14 protein-coding genes and 2 pseudogenes are annotated in these 17,937 nt (G+C 64.5%); 7 read left to right on the forward strand and 9 right to left on the reverse strand.

All coding sequences use genetic code 11. The annotated features are described in order from the left end of the window. Nucleotides 1-334 precede the first annotated feature (334 nt). Nucleotides 335-1,558: an ABC transporter substrate-binding protein gene (locus YU9_RS0114640; RefSeq protein WP_027573520.1), complete on the reverse strand. Its 1,224-nt coding sequence runs from the start codon at nucleotides 1,556-1,558 to the stop codon at nucleotides 335-337. Between the two features lie 153 nt (nucleotides 1,559-1,711). Then, nucleotides 1,712-2,641, reverse strand: a complete 930-nt coding sequence (locus YU9_RS0114645) for a carboxylesterase family protein (protein WP_027573521.1) — start codon at nucleotides 2,639-2,641, stop codon at nucleotides 1,712-1,714. 456 nt (nucleotides 2,642-3,097) lie between these two features. Between YU9_RS0114645 and YU9_RS49005 the strand changes: the two genes are divergently transcribed. Beyond that, nucleotides 3,098-3,238, forward strand: coding sequence for a hypothetical protein (locus YU9_RS49005; RefSeq protein WP_164936762.1), 141 nt, complete (start codon nucleotides 3,098-3,100; stop codon nucleotides 3,236-3,238). On the opposite strand, the gene YU9_RS0114660 is transcribed toward YU9_RS49005, so the two are convergent. The 3 genes from YU9_RS0114660 to YU9_RS0114670 are packed head-to-tail and all read right to left on the reverse strand — an operon-like array spanning nucleotide 3,235 to nucleotide 7,046. Next, nucleotides 3,235-4,821 carry an ATP-binding protein gene (locus tag YU9_RS0114660; RefSeq protein WP_027573522.1) on the reverse strand — a complete coding sequence of 529 codons (1,587 nt, stop codon included), beginning with the start codon at nucleotides 4,819-4,821 and terminating at the stop codon, nucleotides 3,235-3,237. The genes YU9_RS49005 and YU9_RS0114660 overlap by 4 nt on opposite strands. Further along, a complete protein-coding gene (locus YU9_RS0114665; RefSeq protein WP_027573523.1) occupies nucleotides 4,818-5,522 on the reverse strand; it encodes a response regulator transcription factor in 705 nt (234 codons plus the stop codon). Before YU9_RS0114665 ends, YU9_RS0114660 begins: the two co-directional genes overlap by 4 nt. 15 nt (nucleotides 5,523-5,537) lie before the next feature. Next, nucleotides 5,538-7,046 carry a DUF4173 domain-containing protein gene (locus tag YU9_RS0114670; RefSeq protein ID WP_036017288.1) on the reverse strand — a complete coding sequence of 503 codons (1,509 nt, stop codon included), beginning with the start codon at nucleotides 7,044-7,046 and terminating at the stop codon, nucleotides 5,538-5,540. A gap of 189 nt (nucleotides 7,047-7,235) precedes the next feature. Here YU9_RS0114670 and YU9_RS0114675 point away from each other — a divergent pair, with 189 nt between their 5' ends. Beyond that, a complete protein-coding gene (locus YU9_RS0114675) occupies nucleotides 7,236-8,579 on the forward strand; it encodes a glycoside hydrolase family 3 N-terminal domain-containing protein (protein ID WP_027573525.1) in 1,344 nt (447 codons plus the stop codon). Here YU9_RS0114675 and YU9_RS41450 read toward each other — a convergent pair. The 3 genes and pseudogenes from YU9_RS41450 to YU9_RS0114690 form a co-directional block, all read right to left on the reverse strand. Then, a pseudogene (locus tag YU9_RS41450) lies at nucleotides 8,576-10,221 on the reverse strand (ABC transporter substrate-binding protein). The gene YU9_RS0114675 and the pseudogene YU9_RS41450 overlap by 4 nt on opposite strands. Nucleotides 10,222-10,283: 62 nt before the next feature. Further along, nucleotides 10,284-11,737, reverse strand: a pseudogene (gene hydA, locus YU9_RS41455) (dihydropyrimidinase). 80 nt (nucleotides 11,738-11,817) lie between these two features. Continuing rightward, nucleotides 11,818-12,444, reverse strand: coding sequence for a TetR/AcrR family transcriptional regulator (locus YU9_RS0114690; RefSeq protein WP_027573526.1), 627 nt, complete (start codon nucleotides 12,442-12,444; stop codon nucleotides 11,818-11,820). Between the two features lie 102 nt (nucleotides 12,445-12,546). Between YU9_RS0114690 and YU9_RS0114695 the strand changes: the two genes are divergently transcribed. The 3 genes from YU9_RS0114695 to YU9_RS0114705 all read left to right on the forward strand — a co-directional run bounded on the left by YU9_RS0114695 (nucleotide 12,547) and on the right by YU9_RS0114705 (nucleotide 13,931). Next, complete coding sequence (locus tag YU9_RS0114695; protein ID WP_027573527.1) at nucleotides 12,547-13,242, forward strand: PspA/IM30 family protein; 696 nt, start codon at nucleotides 12,547-12,549, stop codon at nucleotides 13,240-13,242. Between the two features lie 41 nt (nucleotides 13,243-13,283). Next, nucleotides 13,284-13,559, forward strand: coding sequence for a YiaA/YiaB family inner membrane protein (locus YU9_RS0114700; protein WP_027573528.1), 276 nt, complete (start codon nucleotides 13,284-13,286; stop codon nucleotides 13,557-13,559). Nucleotides 13,560-13,724: 165 nt separating this feature from the next. Then, the gene (locus tag YU9_RS0114705; protein WP_025033895.1) at nucleotides 13,725-13,931 is read left to right on the forward strand and encodes a hypothetical protein; all 207 of its coding nucleotides are present in this window, start codon (nucleotides 13,725-13,727) and stop codon (nucleotides 13,929-13,931) included. 156 nt (nucleotides 13,932-14,087) lie between these two features. Here the strand turns inward: YU9_RS0114705 and YU9_RS0114710 are convergent, their stop codons facing one another. Then, on the reverse strand, nucleotides 14,088-14,933 hold the full coding sequence (locus tag YU9_RS0114710; protein ID WP_027573529.1) for an SDR family oxidoreductase: 846 nt from the start codon (nucleotides 14,931-14,933) through the stop codon (nucleotides 14,088-14,090). Nucleotides 14,934-15,113: 180 nt separating this feature from the next. Between YU9_RS0114710 and YU9_RS0114715 the strand changes: the two genes are divergently transcribed. Together YU9_RS0114715 and YU9_RS0114720 are read left to right on the forward strand one after the other, a co-directional pair. Then, entirely contained in the window at nucleotides 15,114-16,610 is a 1,497-nt protein-coding gene (locus YU9_RS0114715) for an aldehyde dehydrogenase family protein (RefSeq protein WP_027573530.1), read from the forward strand. A 118-nt stretch (nucleotides 16,611-16,728) separates the two neighbouring features. Beyond that, on the forward strand, nucleotides 16,729-17,856 hold the full coding sequence (locus tag YU9_RS0114720) for an alkene reductase (RefSeq protein ID WP_027573531.1): 1,128 nt from the start codon (nucleotides 16,729-16,731) through the stop codon (nucleotides 17,854-17,856). Nucleotides 17,857-17,937: the final 81 nt, after the last annotated feature.

Here is a 17,937-nt window from a genome sequence, read left to right on the forward strand (position 1 = left end):
CGCCTGACCACTACTTCGGCGGCACCGACCGCATGGACCACACCATCATCGGTGCGGAGGCGAACTTCGCCGCGCGCCTGCAATCCATCGCCGAGCCCCGGCGGCATGAGTTTGCCGCGAAACGCCGTCTCTCACCCTCCCCTGGAGGGGGAGGGTCGATCGCGCGCAGCGCGAGCGGGGTGGGGTGATCTCTCAACACGGGCAGCGTTCGATACGGAGAGACCGTCACCCCACCCCGACTCACATTTCGCTGCGCTCAATGTGAGTCGACCCTCCCCCTCCAGGGGAGGGTAAGCGCCGACCTCTCGCGAGGCTCAAGCCTGCCTAATTCACTTCACCGCGCCGCACCTTCCGTGAACGCTGTCTCGATCACCTCGCCGAACGGCTGCCACGAACGGCCGTCGAACTGGACGAGCCGCATCTGCCTGATCGGCAGATAGTTGCTGGGGGAGGTGTTCATCCTGACGTTGGGCAGCGCCACGGACGGATGATGGTCTCTGAGTGACGCCGCCTGACGCATGATGTTGTCGCGCGAGAAATCATCGCCGCATTGCTTCAGCACCTGCGTCAGCGCCTCGGCCGCGGCGTAGCCATAGAGCGCGGCGCTGTTGTTGGTGCTTTCGACCTGATGGTATTTGTCCATGAAGGCGAACCAGTCCTTCATGGCGGAATCGTCCTTCCAGGCGGGATCGCTCGGATCCTTCAGAAAGGCCGCCGAGATCACGCCCGCCGAGTTCTCGAGGCCCGCGGGCGCCATCGCATTGGCGATCGAGGCGGAGGCATCGTTGACGATGAAGACCGGGTGCCAATGGAGGGACGCAGCCAGCTTGATCACCTTGGACGCGGTCGACGGAACGCCGAGAAAGACGAAGATGTCGGCGCCGGCGCGCTTGAGGATCGAGACGTGCCCCTCGAGATGCTCGTCGGCAAGGTCGAAGGCGATGTCGACGAGGACGTGACGGTTGAGATCGCCAAGGCCTTCCTGGATGCCCTTGTAGAGCATGCGCCCGAACTGGTCGTTCTGCCAGAGCACCACAATCTTCTTTCTGGGATAATAGGCCTGGATGTAGTTGGCGTAGATGCGCCCTTCCGACCTGAACGACGGCTGCCAGCCCATGGTCCAGGGAAACGCGCTCGGCTGGCTCAGCTCCTCGTCGCCGGAGGCGACGAACAGCTGCGGGATCTTCTTCTCGTTCAGATACCGGCGCGTGGCGAGATTGCCGGGCGTGCCGAACGAGCCGAACATCAGGTGGACGTCCTCGCTCTCGACCAGATTGCGCGTCAGCTCCATCGCAGTCGCTGGGTCGGAATTGTCGTCGCGGGTGATAAAGCGGATCTTGCGGCCGTTGATGCCGCCACGCGCGTTGACCATGTCGAAATAGGCGGCCTCAGCCTGGCCGATGGCACCGAACTCCGACAGCGGTCCCGAATACGGCATGACATTGCCGATGCGGATTTCCTTGTCGGTTGCGGGTTGCTCGGCGTGTTGCAGTGACATCGCCCCAAGCGAGGCCAAAGCAACGATCAGAACGAACAGCAGTCTGCCGGTGACGCGCATGCTCGACACCTTGTCGTTGGCCCCAACGAGGTCGGCTCAGTCCGCAGCGAGGCGGGTTGGTGTAGGTCGAGCATTTGTCAATCGTGTGGCTTCGGCGGCTCCGCTTCAACGTGGCGCAGGGCCGAACGAAATGGCAGGCGTGTTGACACGCCGCTACGGCAGCCCCCGCGCTTCCAACTGATGCACCAGCAGCAGCGTCGGCTCCGCAAGACTGTCGCCGGAGCCGTCGAGGCCGAAGGCGCTCGCGATGCCGTCGCGGCTGCGCAGCAATGCGCTGCGTGGGCAATGGCCGGCGCCGCAGAGCGTCCTCTTCAGGGTCTCGCCCTGCGCCACGAGGCCGACGGAATCGTCCGCGGCCCAGGCCAGCACGATCGGCACGTCGACATTGAGGATGCCGGGGAAGACTGATCGCTTGTCGTACTGGACGGCATCTAGGCCGAGATAGGCCTTCTCGCTGTCGCTGGCGTCCTTGCCGACGCGGTAGATCCCGGACACCAGCACGACGCCGGCGACGTCGGCGCCGTCGGTCTGCAGCTCGGGATGCGCCAGCAGGGTGGCGACATGGAAGGCGCCGGCGCCGTAGCCGACCGCGACGATTTCGCGGGCATCGCCGTTGAAGAGGTCGATATTGCCGTGGACCCAGGACAGCGCCGCCGCCACATCGGACGCGCCGGCCGGCCAGGTCGCCGACGGCGCCAGGCGATAGTTGACGCGGACCCCGATCATGCCGTTGCGCGCGGCAAAGCACATGGCCTGGTCCTGGATCTGGCGGGCCAGCTCCGGCGCGGCGCGGTCGCCGGTGAAGGTGTCGCCCGCCACGAACAGCAGCACCGGCCGCGGTGTGTCCGCCTTGGTGGCGCTGGCCGCGACATCGAGCACATTGGCCTCGCTCTCGCCATAGCGCAGGCCGCGCGAGAAGGTGACCTGCTCGCACAGCCGGGCGGTGCCGCCGAAGGTAGTGTCGGAATCGGTGAGGCCCGCCTGCACGAGATCGGACGGCGGCGAGAGCCGGCCCGGCACAGGTCCGTGCGCGGAGGCCGTGGTCATGGTCAGAAGCAGGAAAAATGTCAGATAATTCTTCATGGTGATGCCGGCCTTGCGGGGCTCATATTGGCTCGCTGATCTGGCCTGTCTTTTCAATTCGCCTCATTAGTCAGCTGGCCTTGAGGCGAATTCGCGGCACCTTTGGCCGGCACGCGTCTGGCGCGAACGGCGCTCTCCTCGTATGCAGCCGCATTTGGAACACAAGGTCGCACGGCCCCAGGGGATTGCGCGGAGCGACCGTTTTGTCTCGATCGGTCAGGCCGTTGTCCGGCGCCGCCCAGCCTCGAGCCGGAAACGGCCTTCTACTGTGCATGGGGTTGTTTTCGCAGTTTTTGTTTTGGATGACCCGTCAGGCCCGCTTCATCGTCCGGAAGGTGAGGGAGCAGCGGGTCGCCTCGACCGGCGGGATGCTGTGCTCCTCGCATTACCGTGATGGAACCTAATCGCGGCTGGTGCGACTTACAGATGACGCGGGAAGAAACGTGCGAGGCTGTCATGGCAGAGAAGCATACCGCCGATCCGGTTGAGATCATGCGGGCGACCGGTCATCCTGAGCTGGAATACGCCGCCGGCTGGACCATTGCTGGTCTCGTCACCATCGGCGCCATCGTTGCCGCCTGGGTGTTCGCGATCTAGGCCAGAGAGAATTGGAGCTCGAAGGTCGCACCCTCGTCGGTCGGCTTCAGCCTGATCGAGCCGCCATGGCTCGCCATCACCGCACGCGCGATCGCCAGTCCCATCCCGGTGCCGCCCTGGTCGCGGCGGGTGGTGAAGAACGCGTCAAAGATCCTGTCGCGGTTCGGGGCCGAGATCGCCTCGCCGTCATTGCTCACGGTCAGCCGCAGGGTCGTACGTTCGTCCGCCGCCTCAAGCCTGATCGTCTGCGCCTTGTGCCGCATCGCGTTGTCGGCGAGATGCGACAGCACGATCAGCGCCTTCTCCGAGGACATGCCGATCGTCCGGTCGAGGCTGCCGCTGGCCTCGATCGAGCTTGCCGGAAACCTGGTCCTGAGATCGGCGATCACGGGCGCAAGCTCGGTGCGCTCGTTCTGCGGCAGGCTCTCGGCGCGGGCGAGCTCGCGCAACCGCTGCGCCATCGCCTCGAGGCGCTGGGTGTCGGACAGGATGTTGGCGATAAACGTCTTCTGCTCGGCCGGCGTCAGGCCCTCGGCCCTGCCTTGAAGTGAATCCTGCAACAGCTCGGCCGCGCCCTTGATCGAGGTCAGCGGCGATTTCAGCTCGTGGGTCAGGTGGGCCGAGAACGTCGCGATGTAGTCGGAGCGCCGTGCCAGCTGCTCGGCCATGCCGAGGAAGCTGTGCGAGAGCTGCGCGAACTCGCGCGTGCCGTAGTGCTTCAGCGGTTGGAACGCCTCGCGGTCGCCGCGGCCGATTCTGACGGCGCGATCGATCAGCTCGCGCATCGGCAGCGTGATGGTGCGTGAGAACACGAGGCCGATCGCGATGGTGCCGAGAACCACGGCGAGCCCCGCCAGCACGAACTTGGCCCGCTCCTGATAGAGATGGTCGAAGATGTTGCTCGGCGTCCGCGTGGTGTAGATCACCCCGGCGACACGGTTGTTGACGATCACGGGCATCGCCGAGAACACGTGCACGCCGAGGCCGCGGCTGAAGGAATAGATCGGCGGCGGCGGCTTGTCCGGCACGCGGTTGCGCAAGGTGGCGCGGTATTGCCCGTGCAGGGCGTCAGCGACCTCCTCGATATGCGCGAGTGACTGCCCGACCTCCTGCCGCCCGGCAATCACCACGCCTTGGGGATCGAGGATGCGAAAGCCCGCCAGTGTCACCTTCTGGGTCTCGCGGATGACCGGCGTCAGTTTTGCGCCGATTTCGACATAGGCTGCTTGCGCCGGCTGGAGCGCGGGCAGCGCATCGGGCCGCCGCCGCAAGAGGTCGTTCGCGGTCAGATCAAGCGAGGGGCGGATCGGCGTGACCTGGTCGCCGGGATCGGGCAGCACGCCCGGCGGCACCTCGGCCCCGAGCATGAGGCCGCCGTCGAGCCTTGCCGCGACTTCCTGTGCATAGATCGTCGCCAGCACGCGGCTCTGTGCGATCAACTCGGCCTGGGTCTGGCGGATCAGCTGGTTGTCGTAGAGGCGGAAGAAGAACAGGCCGACCAGCGGCAGGATGGCGACGGTGGCGAGCACCGTGAAGATGACGAGCCCAAGCGACGGCCGCCATTTGTCTGGCGCCGTGCTCATGCCTCTTTCTCGCAGCGGCCGAGCTTGAAGCCGACGCCGTGAATGGTCTCGATGACGTTGTCGCAGGCGAGCGCCGCGAGCTTGGCGCGGATGTTGCGGATATGGCTGTCGATGGTGCGGTCGGAGACCTGGATGTTGAGCTGATAGGCGGCCCGCATCAGCTGCTCGCGATTGAACACCGACGTCGGCCGGGTCAGGAATGCGCGCAGGATGCCGAACTCGATCGCAGTCAGCTTCAGCGGCGTGCCGGCAAAGGACGCCAGGTGCTGCTCGGGATCGATCAGGAGATTGCCTTGCGTTAGCGCGGCCGGCCCGGCCTTGGCCTCGCCATTGCGCGCACTGAGGCGGCGCAGGATGACATTGACCCGCGCCACCAGCTCGCGCGGGCTGAACGGCTTGGTCACGTAGTCGTCGCCGCCGATCTCGAGGCCGAGGATGCGATCGATCTCCTCGTCGCGCGCCGACAGGAACAGGATCGGCACGTCGGACCTCTTGCGGATCTCGCGGCAGACGTCGAGACCGTCGAACTCGGGCATGCCGATGTCGAGCACGATCAGATCGGGCCTGTCGGCGGCAAAGCGGCTGAGCGCCTCCTTGCCGTCGCGCGCCTCGATCACGTCCATGCCGGCCTTCCTCAGCGCGACGCGGATGACCTCGCGGATGTGGCCCTCGTCGTCGACGATGAGAATGCGATGCGCCAAGAAACTCTCCGCTTCTTATCCTGCCGACCGGCTGCCGGCTCGATCGTTCGCCTGGGCGTCCAGCCTGCGCTGGAGCCGCCAGTTGCGAAAGCTCCAGCTTCGCCAGGCCAGGTCCTGACGCTGCTGTTCTACAAGGCGGTCGCGGCGTGACACAAGGCAGCCCTCGCTGGCGCCCGGCCGCAGCGCGATCGCCTTGTCGATGGCGGGCAGCGCTTGCGGCCCGAGCGTCAGGAGATAGTTGATGTCGACCTGCACGCCTTTGCCCGATGCTTCCCGGCTGTGGGCGACATTGTAGTCGGCGATAAGGGCGTCGAAGTTCACGAGCGAGCAGCCATAGAGCACGATCGCGAGCGCGATCAAATTGGCGCCGACGAGCCACAGGCTGGACCGGTCAAGCGCGATGCGGACAACGATCAGGATCAGGCCGAGCGCCACCAGCCCCATCCAGATGAAGGCCGCGATCCGCCAATAGGTCAGCATGTAGATGTCGACGTAGAGATCGAGGCGAAGGATGGAGGAGGCGACCAGCAGCACGTTCTGTCCCACCCAGAGATAGACCAGCGGCCGGATCACCTTCGATTTCTCGGCCGGCCCGCCCGGTCGGATCGCGACCAGCACGAAGGCCGCGGCGAGCAGGGCGGTCGCGATCAGTGGATAGGCGCCGCGATGAGCATAGGCCGCGTAGGTCAAATTGTCGGGCAGTGCCACATGGCCCCAGAGATAGATGCCGTCGAGACCGGACTGCGCCGCGAACAGCAGATTGAACAGGATCAGCGATCGCAGAATGGTGGAGGGGCCTAAAAACTCCGCCGAGACGAAGGGCGCGAGGGGCTCCGGTTCTGCGACTTCGGTTGCGGCGGCAACAGCGATCTTCCGGCGCCGCCAGCGCACATGGATGAATGGCCAGACCAGCGTCAGCATCAAAGCCCAGAACAGCACGCGCGGGACACTGATATACTCCAGGATGATCTTCGGATTAAGCAGGGACACCCATTGCTCGATCACCGGATTGGCCGCCGCGAACAGCGCGACGAACACCGTGCTCAGGACCATCGGCGTCAACCACAGCGCGATGCCCCGAGTGAAGGCCGACATATTGAAGATCTGGAGCGCATCGGGAAAGAAGCGCAAGAAGCCGAACAGAACGAAGTTTCGCAATGCGCGGGCGCGATCCGCGAGCCCGATCGTCTCCGGATTGGTCGCTAGCAGCAAGGCGATGAGCAGCGCCGCGATGAGGATTAGAAACGAGAGCGTGTTGAGCTCTTCGACGGTCGGTGCCAGGCCGAGTGCGACGATCGCGCCTCCGATCGCAGCGCGCCGAACATCGAGCGTCGCATGGTTGGCGAGCAGAGAGGCACAGGCGATTGCGGCCGCAAAGATCGCCAGCGACAAGCCGATCCGCTGGCCATAGAAGAGCCAGTCAGCGAGCGCGGCGAGCAGCAGCGCCATCGCGAGCTTGGCCGACAGGCCGGAAGGCTTGATGGATTGGATGTCCGTCCTCGACGTCGAAGCCAGGCTCGTCATGTCCTGAAGACCTTTCGTGATAAGTGGCATCACGAAGTCTGAACGGCACTTGTGCAGAAGGCGGGATCATCGTCTGCACGGTTTCAGGAGTCTTTTGCAGATTTCGTGCAGGCGCGCGTTTGCCTCTCGTACAGCGCAAATCGCTTTGTTAGGTGCGAAGCATTCGCCACTTCCAGCGCGTGACGCATCATGCAATTTCTCCGCCCTATCGGTCTCATCCTGCTCTGGCTGGCCGCGCCTGTCGCTGCATTCGCAGCCGCAAACAAGAACGATCCCTATCTGCTCGTGTTGCGCGGCGCCGGAAACGTTGCGCTTGTCGTCGCAAGCATTGTCGTCGTGGTCGTCCTGCTGCGGAGAGGGCGCTGGCGCACCATCGCCGGCAAGGCGCTCGTCATGCTCTGGTGCCTGCCGGCAGTCCTGATGTCCGCCGCGCATCTCAAGTTCGAGCTGCGCAAGCACGAGGTTCTCGGCGCCAGCGCCGCCGAGGCGCACCAGCTAGGGCCCCACTTCATGGTCGGCTATTCGTCATTTCCCGAGGTCGCGCGTCTCGCCGGGCAGGGCCTGATCGGCGGCGTCTATGTCACCCGGCACAACATCCGCGACCGGACCGTCGAGGCGCTGCGCGCCGAGATCGCGGCGCTCCAGGATATCAGGCGCGCCGCCGGCCTGCCGCCGCTGGTCGTCGCCGCGGACCAGGAGGGCGGCATCGTCGGGCATCTCGCACCGCCGCTGACGAAAGTGCCGGCGCTGGCGACACTCGCTGGGCTGGCTCCCGACGACCAGCAGGCCAAAGCGGAGGAATTTGGCCGCATCCATGGACGCGAGCTCGCCGGGCTCGGCGTCAACCTCAATCTCGCGCCGGTGCTGGACCTCAAGCCACCGGCGCGACGTAACCGCCTCGATTTCCACACGCTGATCGGCCAACGCGCGATCGCGAGCGATCCCGCCGTCGTCAGCACCATCGCGAGCGCCTATGTGCGCGGGCTGGAAGAGTCCGGCGTCGGCGCCACGCTCAAGCATTTTCCGGGCATCGGCCGCGTGCGCACCGACACGCATCATTTCAGTGCCAATCTCGATACACCGGTGAAGGAGCTGGAGGCAACAGACTGGCTCCCGTTCCGCGCGGTTCTGTCGCATTCGCGCAGCGCGCTCATGGTCGGCCATGTCACGCTCACCGCCGTCGATCCCGATCGCGCCGCGTCACATTCGAAGCGCGTCGTCGAGGGAATCATTCGCGAGAAGTGGGGTTACCAGGGCGTGGTGATGACCGACGACCTCGTGATGGGCGCGATCTACCAGAACGATGTCTGCAAAGCCGTGGTGGAAGCGATCAACGCCGGTGTCGATCTGCTGCTGGTCGCCTATGACGGCGCGCAGTTCTACCGCGTCTTCGCCTGTGCGCTGGAGGGATCACGGCAGGGCAGGCTCGATGCGGTGATGTTGCATGCGAGCGCGGCGCGGCTGGAGCGCGGCTCTCCGATCGCGCAGGCGCGGACCTCTTCGGGTGAAATCAGCGTCGCTCGTCAGGACTAGCCCTTGGCAAATTGACGATAGTCCGGCTCGCGGTGAAACCAGAATTCGTAGCCGCTGACGCTCTTCTGCATGGCGACGTCGTGGATCGGCTGGTTGAGCGGAATGACGGGAACCTCGCGCATGCAGAGCGCGATGAAATCCTTCACGGTCTTGTCGTACTCTGCGGCATCCGTGGTGAAGCGTGCCTTGTCGATCAGCGCGTCCATCTGCTTGTTCTGGTAGGAGGAGATGTTGAAGATCGAGTTGTTGCCGTGGAAATTCCAGTAGAAGTAATATTCGGGATAATCCAGCCAGCCGCTGAAGCGATTGAGCGCGAGCGGCAGCTCCTTCTTGTTCAGCGTCGTGCGCCAGTTCGCACCGGGGATCTTTTCGATTCCCGCCTTGATGCCGATCTTGGCGAGGTTCTCCTGGATCAGGATCGCAGTCGGCTCGCCGACGGTTGCCGTACCCGTGTCGAGCGACAGCGTCGTCTCCAGGCCGGATTCGAATCCTGCTTCCTTCAGCAGGGCCTTGGCTTTGTCGAGATCGGTGACGTAGGGAAACGGCTGCGGCCAGACCGGCTTTGAGACTTCGGCGGCCCCGCCATACATGGGAATGGCGCGGCCGAAGAAGGCGCTGGTCTGGATCTGTTCATAGGGCATCGCCCAGGCGATGGCCTGACGCAGCTTGGCATTGTCGAACGGCGGCTTCGCGGTGTTCAGCGCCACGTACCAGAGCGCGTTCGGGATCGGCACGCCCGAGACCTTGACCTTGCCTTCCTTGATGATCTGCTCGAAATCGCGCGGCGCAAAGCCGCTGGAAATGTCCGCATCGCCACGCTCCAGCATGGCGCGGCGGGTGCCGGCGGAGGGGACATCGCGCGCGATCACGCGCTTGACCTTCGGCAACGGTCCGCTTTTCCAGTCATCAAAGCGCGCCAACACGGTCTCGCTGCCCGGCTTCCAGCTCTCGATCTTGTAAGCGCCACCGCCGGCCTCGTTGTTCCTGAGCCAGGCCAGCGCCCACGGGTCTTCCGCCGTCGCGTTCTTCTTCGCGAGCTCGGAATTGATGATGAAGGGCACGACGACGGCGACGTTGAACAGCAGCAACTTGTCCTTGCGGACATAGTCGATGCGGAAGGTGTGGTCGTCGACCACCACGAACTGCTCGGGCTTCTCCAGCGATCCCGCCGACATCTGGAAGGTCGGGAAGCCGCCGACCTTCACGGCGCGGTCGAACGACCATTTGACGTCTTTCGCGGTCACCGGCGTGCGAATTTCGCGTCCTTGCGAAGCTTGAAGGTGCAGGACATGCCGTCGGCGGCGACCTCCCAGCTCTCGGCGAGCTCCGGCGCGAGCTTCTCACGGTCGTACGAGACCGTTCCATCGGGCAACGTCTTCGAGGCGTAGCTCAGCAGGCGGTCGTAGCAATTCCAGGAGAGACCATTGACGGTCTGGTTGGAGCCGACGCCCTGCATGTCCAGCGAATTCGGTCCGAGCTCCTGCACCACCAGCAGCGTCTCGCTACGTCCCTGCGCCCAGGCGAGAGACGGAGCGAATGCTGTTATTCCGGCGGCGCCGAGACCGCGAAGCACCACGTCGCGCCGGGTCATGTTATGGGGTGCATCGCTCATCGCCGCCTCCGTCAGAGAATTGTCTGACATCGAGAGGCAAGCCGTGTGCCATCACCGCGCATCGACTATCAAATGCCTTGCGCCCGAACGCACTACGGCGTGACCGCGCCGCGTGCGACAGCGCGCGGGGCGGTCAGCTCCTTCCAGGTCGAATTCGCCACGTGCACCGGCGAGAAGGCGGGACGTTCGACGTAGCGCCCGTCGCCCGCCTCGGCCCGCAGATCGCCGTCCTTCCAGGCGATACGGCCGCGCGACAGCGTCACAGCCGCACCGCCCGTACAGGAAAAGCCTTCGAATACGTTGTAATCGATCCGGCTCATCTGCCGTTTGGCGCTGATGGTCTTGCTCGCCTTGGGGTCCCACACCACGATGTCCGCATCCGAGCCGACGGCGACCGCGCCCTTGCGCGGATAGATGTTGAGGATGCGGGCGATGTTCGCCGACGTCACCGCGACAAATTCTTCCTTGGTCAGCCGCCCCGTGGTGACGCCCGCGGTCCACAAGAGTGCGAGCCGATCCTCGAGGCCGCCGGTGCCGTTCGGGATCTTCCTGAAATCGCCGCGCCCGAACCGCTTCTGCTCCGTGGTGAAGGCGCAATGGTCGGTCGCGACCACCTGGAGCGAGCCGGCTTGCAGGCCGGACCAGAGGCTGTCCTGATGCGACTTGTCGCGGAACGGCGGCGACATCACCCGCTGCGCGGAATGATCCCAGTCCTTGTTCTGGTACTCGCCAGCATCGAGCAGCAGGTGCTGGATCAGCGGCTCGCCGTAGACCCGCTTTCCCGCAGCCCGCGCGCGGGCGATCGCCTCATGGGCCTCGCGGCAGCTGGTGTGGACGATGTAGACCGGCGTGCCGGTCATGTCGGCGATCATGATGGCGCGGTGGGTGGCTTCGCCTTCGACCTCCGGCGGCCGTGAATAGGCGTGTCCCTCCGGGCCGGTGACGCCGCGTGCGATCAGGGCCTCCTGCATCAAGGCGACGACGTCGCCGTTCTCCGCATGGACAACAGGCATCGCGCCGAGATGGGCGCAGCGCGCGAACGAGTTGTAGAGCTCGTTATCGTTCACCATCAACGCGCCCTTGTAGGCCATGAAATGCTTGAAGGTGTTGATGCCGTAGGTTTTGACCACGGTCTCCATCTCGTCATGGATCTGTTTCGACCACGACGTCACCGCCATGTGGAAGCCGTAGTCGCTGGCCGCCTTCTCGGATTTGTGCCGCCACTCCTGATAGGCCGCGAGCATGGACTGCCCTGGATCGGGCAGGCAGAAATCCACCACCATGGTGGTCCCCCGCTTAGCGCCGCCTTGGTTCCCGAATCGAAATCGTCGGCGGTCACCGTGCCCATGAACGGCATTTCGAGATGGGTGTGTGGATCGATCCCGCCCGGGATGACGTAGGCGCCGCCGGCATCGACGATCTCGGTGCCTGTGGCCGCCTCGATCGACGGGCCCACCGCCACGATGGTCTCGCCGTCGATCAGCACGTCCGCGCGGCGCGAATGATCGTGATTGACGACGGTGCCGCCGCGGATGAGGAGGGGCATGAGAGGCTCCGGGAGAGGTGAGGGGTGTTTCGCGGTGAAGCCTAAGCGCACCACTTGCGAGGCGACAGACGAAATTTTAGTCAGGCGCCGCTGATCCTTTTCACTCCGCGCGCGGCCAGCCCATCGATCATCGCGCGCACGAGGGTTGCGATTTCCTTGCGCAGCGCCGGCAGGGGAACGGCGACCAGCTTCTGCTCAAGTCCCAGCGCCACCATGCCGTGCACCGCCGAGAACAGGCTGCGCGCGGTGATGCCGAGCTCCTCCTGGCTGCGCTTGGGAAACAGCACGGCCAGCGGCTGGTAGATGTGGCGGAACAGCTGCATCTGGTCGTTGACGGACCAATCGGGGAGGATCTTGTCGGCTTCCATGCGGTGCTCGAACAGCGCGCGCCAGAGCTGGAGGTTTTCGGCCGCGAAATCACAATAGGCGAGCGCGATGCGGATCAGCGTCTCCTGTGGCGACGGGTCGCTCGCGCTTTCCGCCGCGCTGAGCGCCTCATCGAGGCGAAGCAACGTGCGCGAGCCGACGCGCAGGATCAGCTCGTCCACGTCGGTGACGAGATTGTAGACCGCGCCATTAGCGCAGCCGATCTCGCGGGCCAAATCGCGGGTTTTCAGACCCGCCAACCCCCGCTCAGCGATCATCTGCTCGGCCGCCTGGATCAGGTCGACCCGCAATTTCTCTCGACGTTCCAGAGCTTTAGTCATTCCAAACCAAATTCTTGAGCGTTGCTCAAATATTTATTGAACGATGTTCAAGGTCTCTGCTACAAAGCTCTTGTGAGCAATGCTCATAACAGGGAGTTGCCAATGTTCAAGACCGTCGTGACGCTTTTCCGCGGCAGCGTGGCCGCCGCGGGCGAGGAGCTGGAAGACCGCACGGCCCTTCTGATCCTCGACCAACAGATGCGCGATGCAGCCGCCGCCGTCGAACGCAGCAAGCGGACGCTGGCGCTGGCAATCGCACAGGATCAGCAGGAGGGCCGCAAGCTCGAGGCGACCGTCGCCCGCATCGCCGATCTCGAGACGCGCGCGGTTGCCGCGCTCGAAGGCGGCCGTGAGGATCTTGCCAGGGACGCCGCCGAAGCCATCGCGGGCTTGGAGGCCGACCGCGACGCGGCGATGACGGCTCGCGCCTTGTTCGCGACCGAGATCGCGCGGTTGAAGCGGCACGTCGCGAGCGCGGAGGCGCGCATCACCGATCTCGATCGCGGCCGTCGTGTGGCCCGAGCCTCGGAGGCGGTGCGTTCGCTTCGCCGCAGCGGCATCGAGGCGGCACGTCCTTACGAATCCACGCTGCCGGAGGCGGAGAGCACCTTGCGGCGGCTGCGTGAGCGGCAGATGGAGGCCCAGGCCGCCGACGATGCGCTGGTCGAGCTCGATGCGGCTACCGGTCCGCTCGCCACCGCCGAGAGACTCGCCGAGCAGGGCTTTGGCCCGCGGCTGAAGACGACTGCGGACGATGTGCTGGCGCGATTGAAGTCCAAGCATCCGCCGGCGGCCTGATCTCACAATCCGACCATCATTCGAACCAACAGGAGACCATCATGAACCAGAACGGCCAGCCCCACAGCAGCGCCTGGGTGACTTTTACTTACGTGTCCTTCGCAGCCTCCGCGTTCCTCGTGGCTGTCGGCGTCTTCTTCCTGCCGATCGACCTCTGGATGAAAGGCTATCTCACCATGGGCATCGTTATGCTGATCCAGACCTGCATCACCCTAACCAAGACCGTGCGCGACAATCACGAGAGCAGCCGGCTGGTGAACCGCATCGAGGACGCAAAGGCCGAGCGGCTGCTGATGGAGGTTTCCAAGGCAGCTTGAGCGCCGCCGGCTACGACCATGAGCGGCGGAGCACATACTCCGCCGCTCTTACGTCCGGCAGTTATCCGGAATGACGTCTTGACGGGCCCGCGGTCTTCATCACGCATTGTGCTTCGAATGCAGGTGCGATATGGCTCTCGCGCTTTCCAGAGGCGGAGATGAGCTTTGTCGAAACAGTCCCTGCGCGAGGAGGCCGAACGCCTGATCCGCGAATCGATGGAAAAGAAGACCATCGTCGTCAAGCAGGGCACGACCCGCATCGAGGCCGTCTGCGGCAAATGCGGCGCGCCGAACCGTGTGCAGGCGGAGAAGGGGCAGACCCGGGTCAAGTTCGCGTGCAAGAACTGCGGGCATAAGCAAGAGACGTTGTAGGGCGTTTGCGCGAACTTGTCGCGGCGTGAATACTGCAACCCCTCATCCTGAGGAGCCCGCCGAAAGCGGGCGTCTCGAAGGATAGAGGCCCCAGCCGGGCCTGCATTGGTTCGAGACGCGCGCAAGGGCGCGCTCCTCACCATGAGGCTCTGATTGCTACTCCGCCTCCACGAACTTCTTGAACGCATCCGCGTAGTCCGGATGCCAGCGCGACAATGGCGGGCGGTTCTCGACGATGTCGCCGACGGCCCAGAGCATACGCTTCTCGTCGAGCGCGCGCGGCACGTCATTGTCCGGACAAAGAATGTAGAAATCGCCGCCCTCCAGCCGCGCCAGCATGAAATCGACCGTCTGCTCCGGCGTCCAGGCGCTGGCCGGCTTCTCGGTGCGTCCCTTTGCGGTCAGGCCAGTGAAGACGAAGCCCGGGATCAACAAATGTGCTGTAACGCGACAGTCCTTTGTGTTGCGCAGCTCGTGCTGGAGAGCCTCGGTGAACGCTTTAACGCCGGCCTTCGAGACATTGTAGGCGGGATCGCCCGGCGGCGTGGTGATGCCCTGCTTGGAGCCGGTGTTGATGATGAGGCCGCACCTGCCGCGTGCGATCATGTTCGGCGCGAAGATCCGCGAGCCGTTGATGATGCCCCACATGTTGACGTCGATGATGCGCTGCCAATTGTCGGGCTCGCCGAACAGGGTGCTGCCCGGCTGGATGCCGGCATTGTTCATGAGGATGTCGGTCCCGCCGAACCGCTCGCGTACCGCGCGCTCCAGTTCCGTCATGCTCTCGACCTTGCCGACATCGACGGCCAAGGTCATCACGTTTGCGGCAACCGTGACCGATGACAGTTTTGTTGCAGCTTCTGCCAACCGTGTCTCGTCGACATCCGCGATACACACCTTCATCTCGGCGCGCGCAAAGGCGATGGCGGCGGCAAATCCGATGCCGGACGCGCCACCCGTGATTACGGCAACATTGTCTTTGACGATGGCGGGATGTGACATGGATCGTCTCCGTGGAGGACTCTCGTCGAGCTATAACATGGCAGCAGTGCGACCCTGCACAAGTCGGCATGGGAGGTCTTCGTTTCGCGCTGCCTTTACGCCTATCTGCCACGGCTGTATCCTCGATCGAACGATCCCGCCCAGATCGAGCCAATCAATAATCTGACAGGGAGTGCAGCCATGGCTGTGTCGCAGGCAATTCCGATCACGCGCCATCCGTTCGCAAACGGGTCCTACAAGCAGATGCTGATCGACGGGAAGTGGGTCGACGCCGCCTCCGGCAAACGCTTCGAGACCCGCAATCCCGCAACCGGCGAGCTGCTCGCAACGGTCGCCGAGGGCGACAAGGAAGACATCGACCGCGCGGTTGCCGCCGCCCGTCGCGCCTTCGAGGGGCCCTGGAGCAGGGTCAAGCCGTTCGAGCGGCAGAACCTGCTGCTCAGGCTCGCCGACCTCGTCGAGAAGAATTTCGACGAATTGTCGCAGCTCGACACGCTAGACATGGGCGCCCCGCTCAGCCGCACCCGCGCCTATCGCCTGCGCGCTCTCGGCATGCTGCGCTATTACGCCGGCCAGACCACCGCGATCCACGGCGAGACCATCGAGAACTCGCTGCCCGGCGAGATCTTCTCCTACACGTTGAAGGAGCCAGTCGGCGTCGTCGGCGCCATCATTCCCTGGAACGGCCCGCTCACCGCGACGATCTGGAAGATCGGCCCGGCGATCGCGACCGGCTGCACCGTGGTGCTCAAGCCTGCCGAAGAAGCACCGCTGACTTCGCTGCGCATCGCCGAGCTCGCGATGGAAGCCGGCGTGCCGCCCGGCGTCATCAACGTCGTGCCAGGCTATGGCGAGACCGCGGGCGCGGCGCTCGCTTCGCATCACGACGTCGACAAGGTCGCCTTCACCGGCTCGCATGTCACCGGCCAATCGATCATCCGCGCCTCCGCCGGCAACCTCAAGCGCGTGTCGCTCGAGCTCGGCGGCAAGTCGCCGGACATCGTGTTCGCGGATGCCGATCTCGATGCTGCCGTACCGGGTGCCGCGATGGCGGTGTTCGCCAATTCGGGGCAGATCTGCAGCGCCGGCACGCGCCTGTTCGTCGAGCAGGCGATCTATGACGAGTTCGTCGGCCGCGTCGCCGAGTTCGGCAAGAAGCTGCAGGTCGGCAACGGCCTCGATCCCAATGTGCAGATCGGCCCGCTGGTCTCCGAGCAGCAGCTCGAACGCGTCACCGGCTATCTCGACATCGGTCAGAAGGAAGGCGCAAAGGCGCTTGCCGGCGGTGGACGCGTCACCGAAGGCGCGCTGTCGAAGGGCTTCTTCGTCTCGCCGACGGTGTTCGCAGGTGTTGAGGACAACATGCGCATCGCGCAGGAGGAGATTTTTGGTCCCGTCATCTCCGCGATCGCGTTCAAGGACATGGACGAACTGGTCAAGCGCGCCAACAACACCACATTCGGCCTCGGCTCCGGCCTGTGGACGCGCGATGTCAGCAAGGCCCATGCGGTGGCGAAGCGCCTGCGCGCCGGCTCGGTGTGGGTGAACTGCTACCAGGCGATGGATCCGGCCGTGCCGTTCGGCGGCTACAAGATGAGCGGTTACGGCCGCGAATCCGGCAAGCAGCACGTCGAGGAATATCTCAACGTGAAGGCTGTCTGGATCAAGACCGCCTAAGATCCATATCCCTTCCGTGTTCCGCGGGAGGGAATATCTGCTTTTCGTGGGGCGGCGCCTTTTCCGGTCGCTGCCCCTCGCTATATGATCCGCGTCCTTTCATAGGTTCGGGGCCCACATGAAATTCGAGGTGTTGTTTCGACCGTTGCAAGTCGGTCCGTACAAGCTTGCACACCGCGTGGCGATGGCGCCGTTGACGCGCATGCGGGCCGAGCGCGAGAGCTTTTCGCCACGGCCCCTCAACGCCGAATATTACGGCCAGCGCGCGACGAAAGGCGGCCTGATCATTGCCGAAGCCTCGCCGGTGCTCTCGCACGGCCGCGGCAACCCGGCGACACCAGGCATCTATTCGGAGGCGCAAGTCGCGGGCTGGCGCAAGGTGGTCGATGCCGTGCATGCCAAGGGCGGCATCATCTTCCTCCAGCTCTGGCATGTCGGCCGCGTCTCGCACTCTTCTTTCCACGGCGGTGCGCTGCCGGTGTCGGCTTCGGCTATCCCGATCAAGGCCGAAGGCATGAAGGCGATGACGGCCGACGGCAAGATCGCCGATTACGAGACGCCACGCGCGCTGGAGACCGAGGAGATCAAGGACATCATCGAGGCGTTCCGCCAAGGTGCGAAGAACGCACTGGCCGCGGGCTTCGACGGCGTCGAAATCCATGGCGCCAACGGCTATCTGCTCGAGCAATTCCTGCAATCGCGCAGCAACCAGCGCACCGATCAATATGGCGGTTCGATCGAGAACCGCGCGCGCCTTCTGCTCGAGGTCACGCAGGCCGCGATCGATGTCTGGGGAGCGAACCGCGTCGCCGTACGGCTGTCGCCCCATGGTATCGCCAATGATTCCGGCGAGCCCGATCCGATGCCACTCTACACGCATGTGGTGAAGGCGCTCGACAAGCTCGGTCTGGCCTATCTGCATTTCATCGAACCGCGCTCGAGCGGCGCGGGCCGCGCCGATGTCCACTGGGAGAACGTGCCGTCGGCGATGGTGCTGTTCCGCCCACTCTACAGCGGCGTGCTGATGACCGCCGGCGGCTTCACCGGCGAGACCGCGAATGCGGCGATCGCCGAGGGCCATGCCGACATCATCGCTTTCGGCCGCATCTTCATCTCCAATCCGGATCTGCCGCGGCGCCTGGAGCACGACTATCCGATCACGCCGTACAACCGCGCGACGTTCTACGGCGGCGAGGAGAAGGGATATACGGACTATCCGGTTTACGACGAGCTGGCGCCGGCCTGATCTCGCCCGTCATTCCGGGGCGATGCGAGCATCGAACCCGAAATCCATCTAACGTCCTGGCTTGCCGTCCAATGGATTCCG

The organism is Bradyrhizobium sp. WSM1743 (genome assembly GCF_000473065.1).
Lineage (GTDB): Bacteria > Pseudomonadota > Alphaproteobacteria > Rhizobiales > Xanthobacteraceae > Bradyrhizobium.

What these genes read in the sequence shown, in the direction of transcription:
- YU9_RS0114690 (WP_027573526.1), bottom strand. Translation starts at nt 12,444, where the DNA reads ATGACTAAAGCTCTGGAACGTCGAGAGAAATTGCGGGTCGACCTGATC.
- YU9_RS0114720 (WP_027573531.1), top strand. Translation starts at nt 16,729, where the DNA reads ATGAAATTCGAGGTGTTGTTTCGACCGTTGCAAGTCGGTCCGTACAAG.
- YU9_RS0114660 (WP_027573522.1), bottom strand. Translation starts at nt 4,821, where the DNA reads ATGAGCACGGCGCCAGACAAATGGCGGCCGTCGCTTGGGCTCGTCATC.
- YU9_RS0114695 (WP_027573527.1), top strand. Translation starts at nt 12,547, where the DNA reads ATGTTCAAGACCGTCGTGACGCTTTTCCGCGGCAGCGTGGCCGCCGCG.
- YU9_RS0114640 (WP_027573520.1), bottom strand. Translation starts at nt 1,558, where the DNA reads ATGCGCGTCACCGGCAGACTGCTGTTCGTTCTGATCGTTGCTTTGGCC.
- YU9_RS0114710 (WP_027573529.1), bottom strand. Translation starts at nt 14,933, where the DNA reads ATGTCACATCCCGCCATCGTCAAAGACAATGTTGCCGTAATCACGGGT.
- YU9_RS0114675 (WP_027573525.1), top strand. Translation starts at nt 7,236, where the DNA reads ATGCAATTTCTCCGCCCTATCGGTCTCATCCTGCTCTGGCTGGCCGCG.
- YU9_RS0114645 (WP_027573521.1), bottom strand. Translation starts at nt 2,641, where the DNA reads ATGAAGAATTATCTGACATTTTTCCTGCTTCTGACCATGACCACGGCC.
- YU9_RS0114700 (WP_027573528.1), top strand. Translation starts at nt 13,284, where the DNA reads ATGAACCAGAACGGCCAGCCCCACAGCAGCGCCTGGGTGACTTTTACT.
- YU9_RS49005 (WP_164936762.1), top strand. Translation starts at nt 3,098, where the DNA reads ATGGCAGAGAAGCATACCGCCGATCCGGTTGAGATCATGCGGGCGACC.
- YU9_RS0114715 (WP_027573530.1), top strand. Translation starts at nt 15,114, where the DNA reads ATGGCTGTGTCGCAGGCAATTCCGATCACGCGCCATCCGTTCGCAAAC.
- YU9_RS0114670 (WP_036017288.1), bottom strand. Translation starts at nt 7,046, where the DNA reads ATGACGAGCCTGGCTTCGACGTCGAGGACGGACATCCAATCCATCAAG.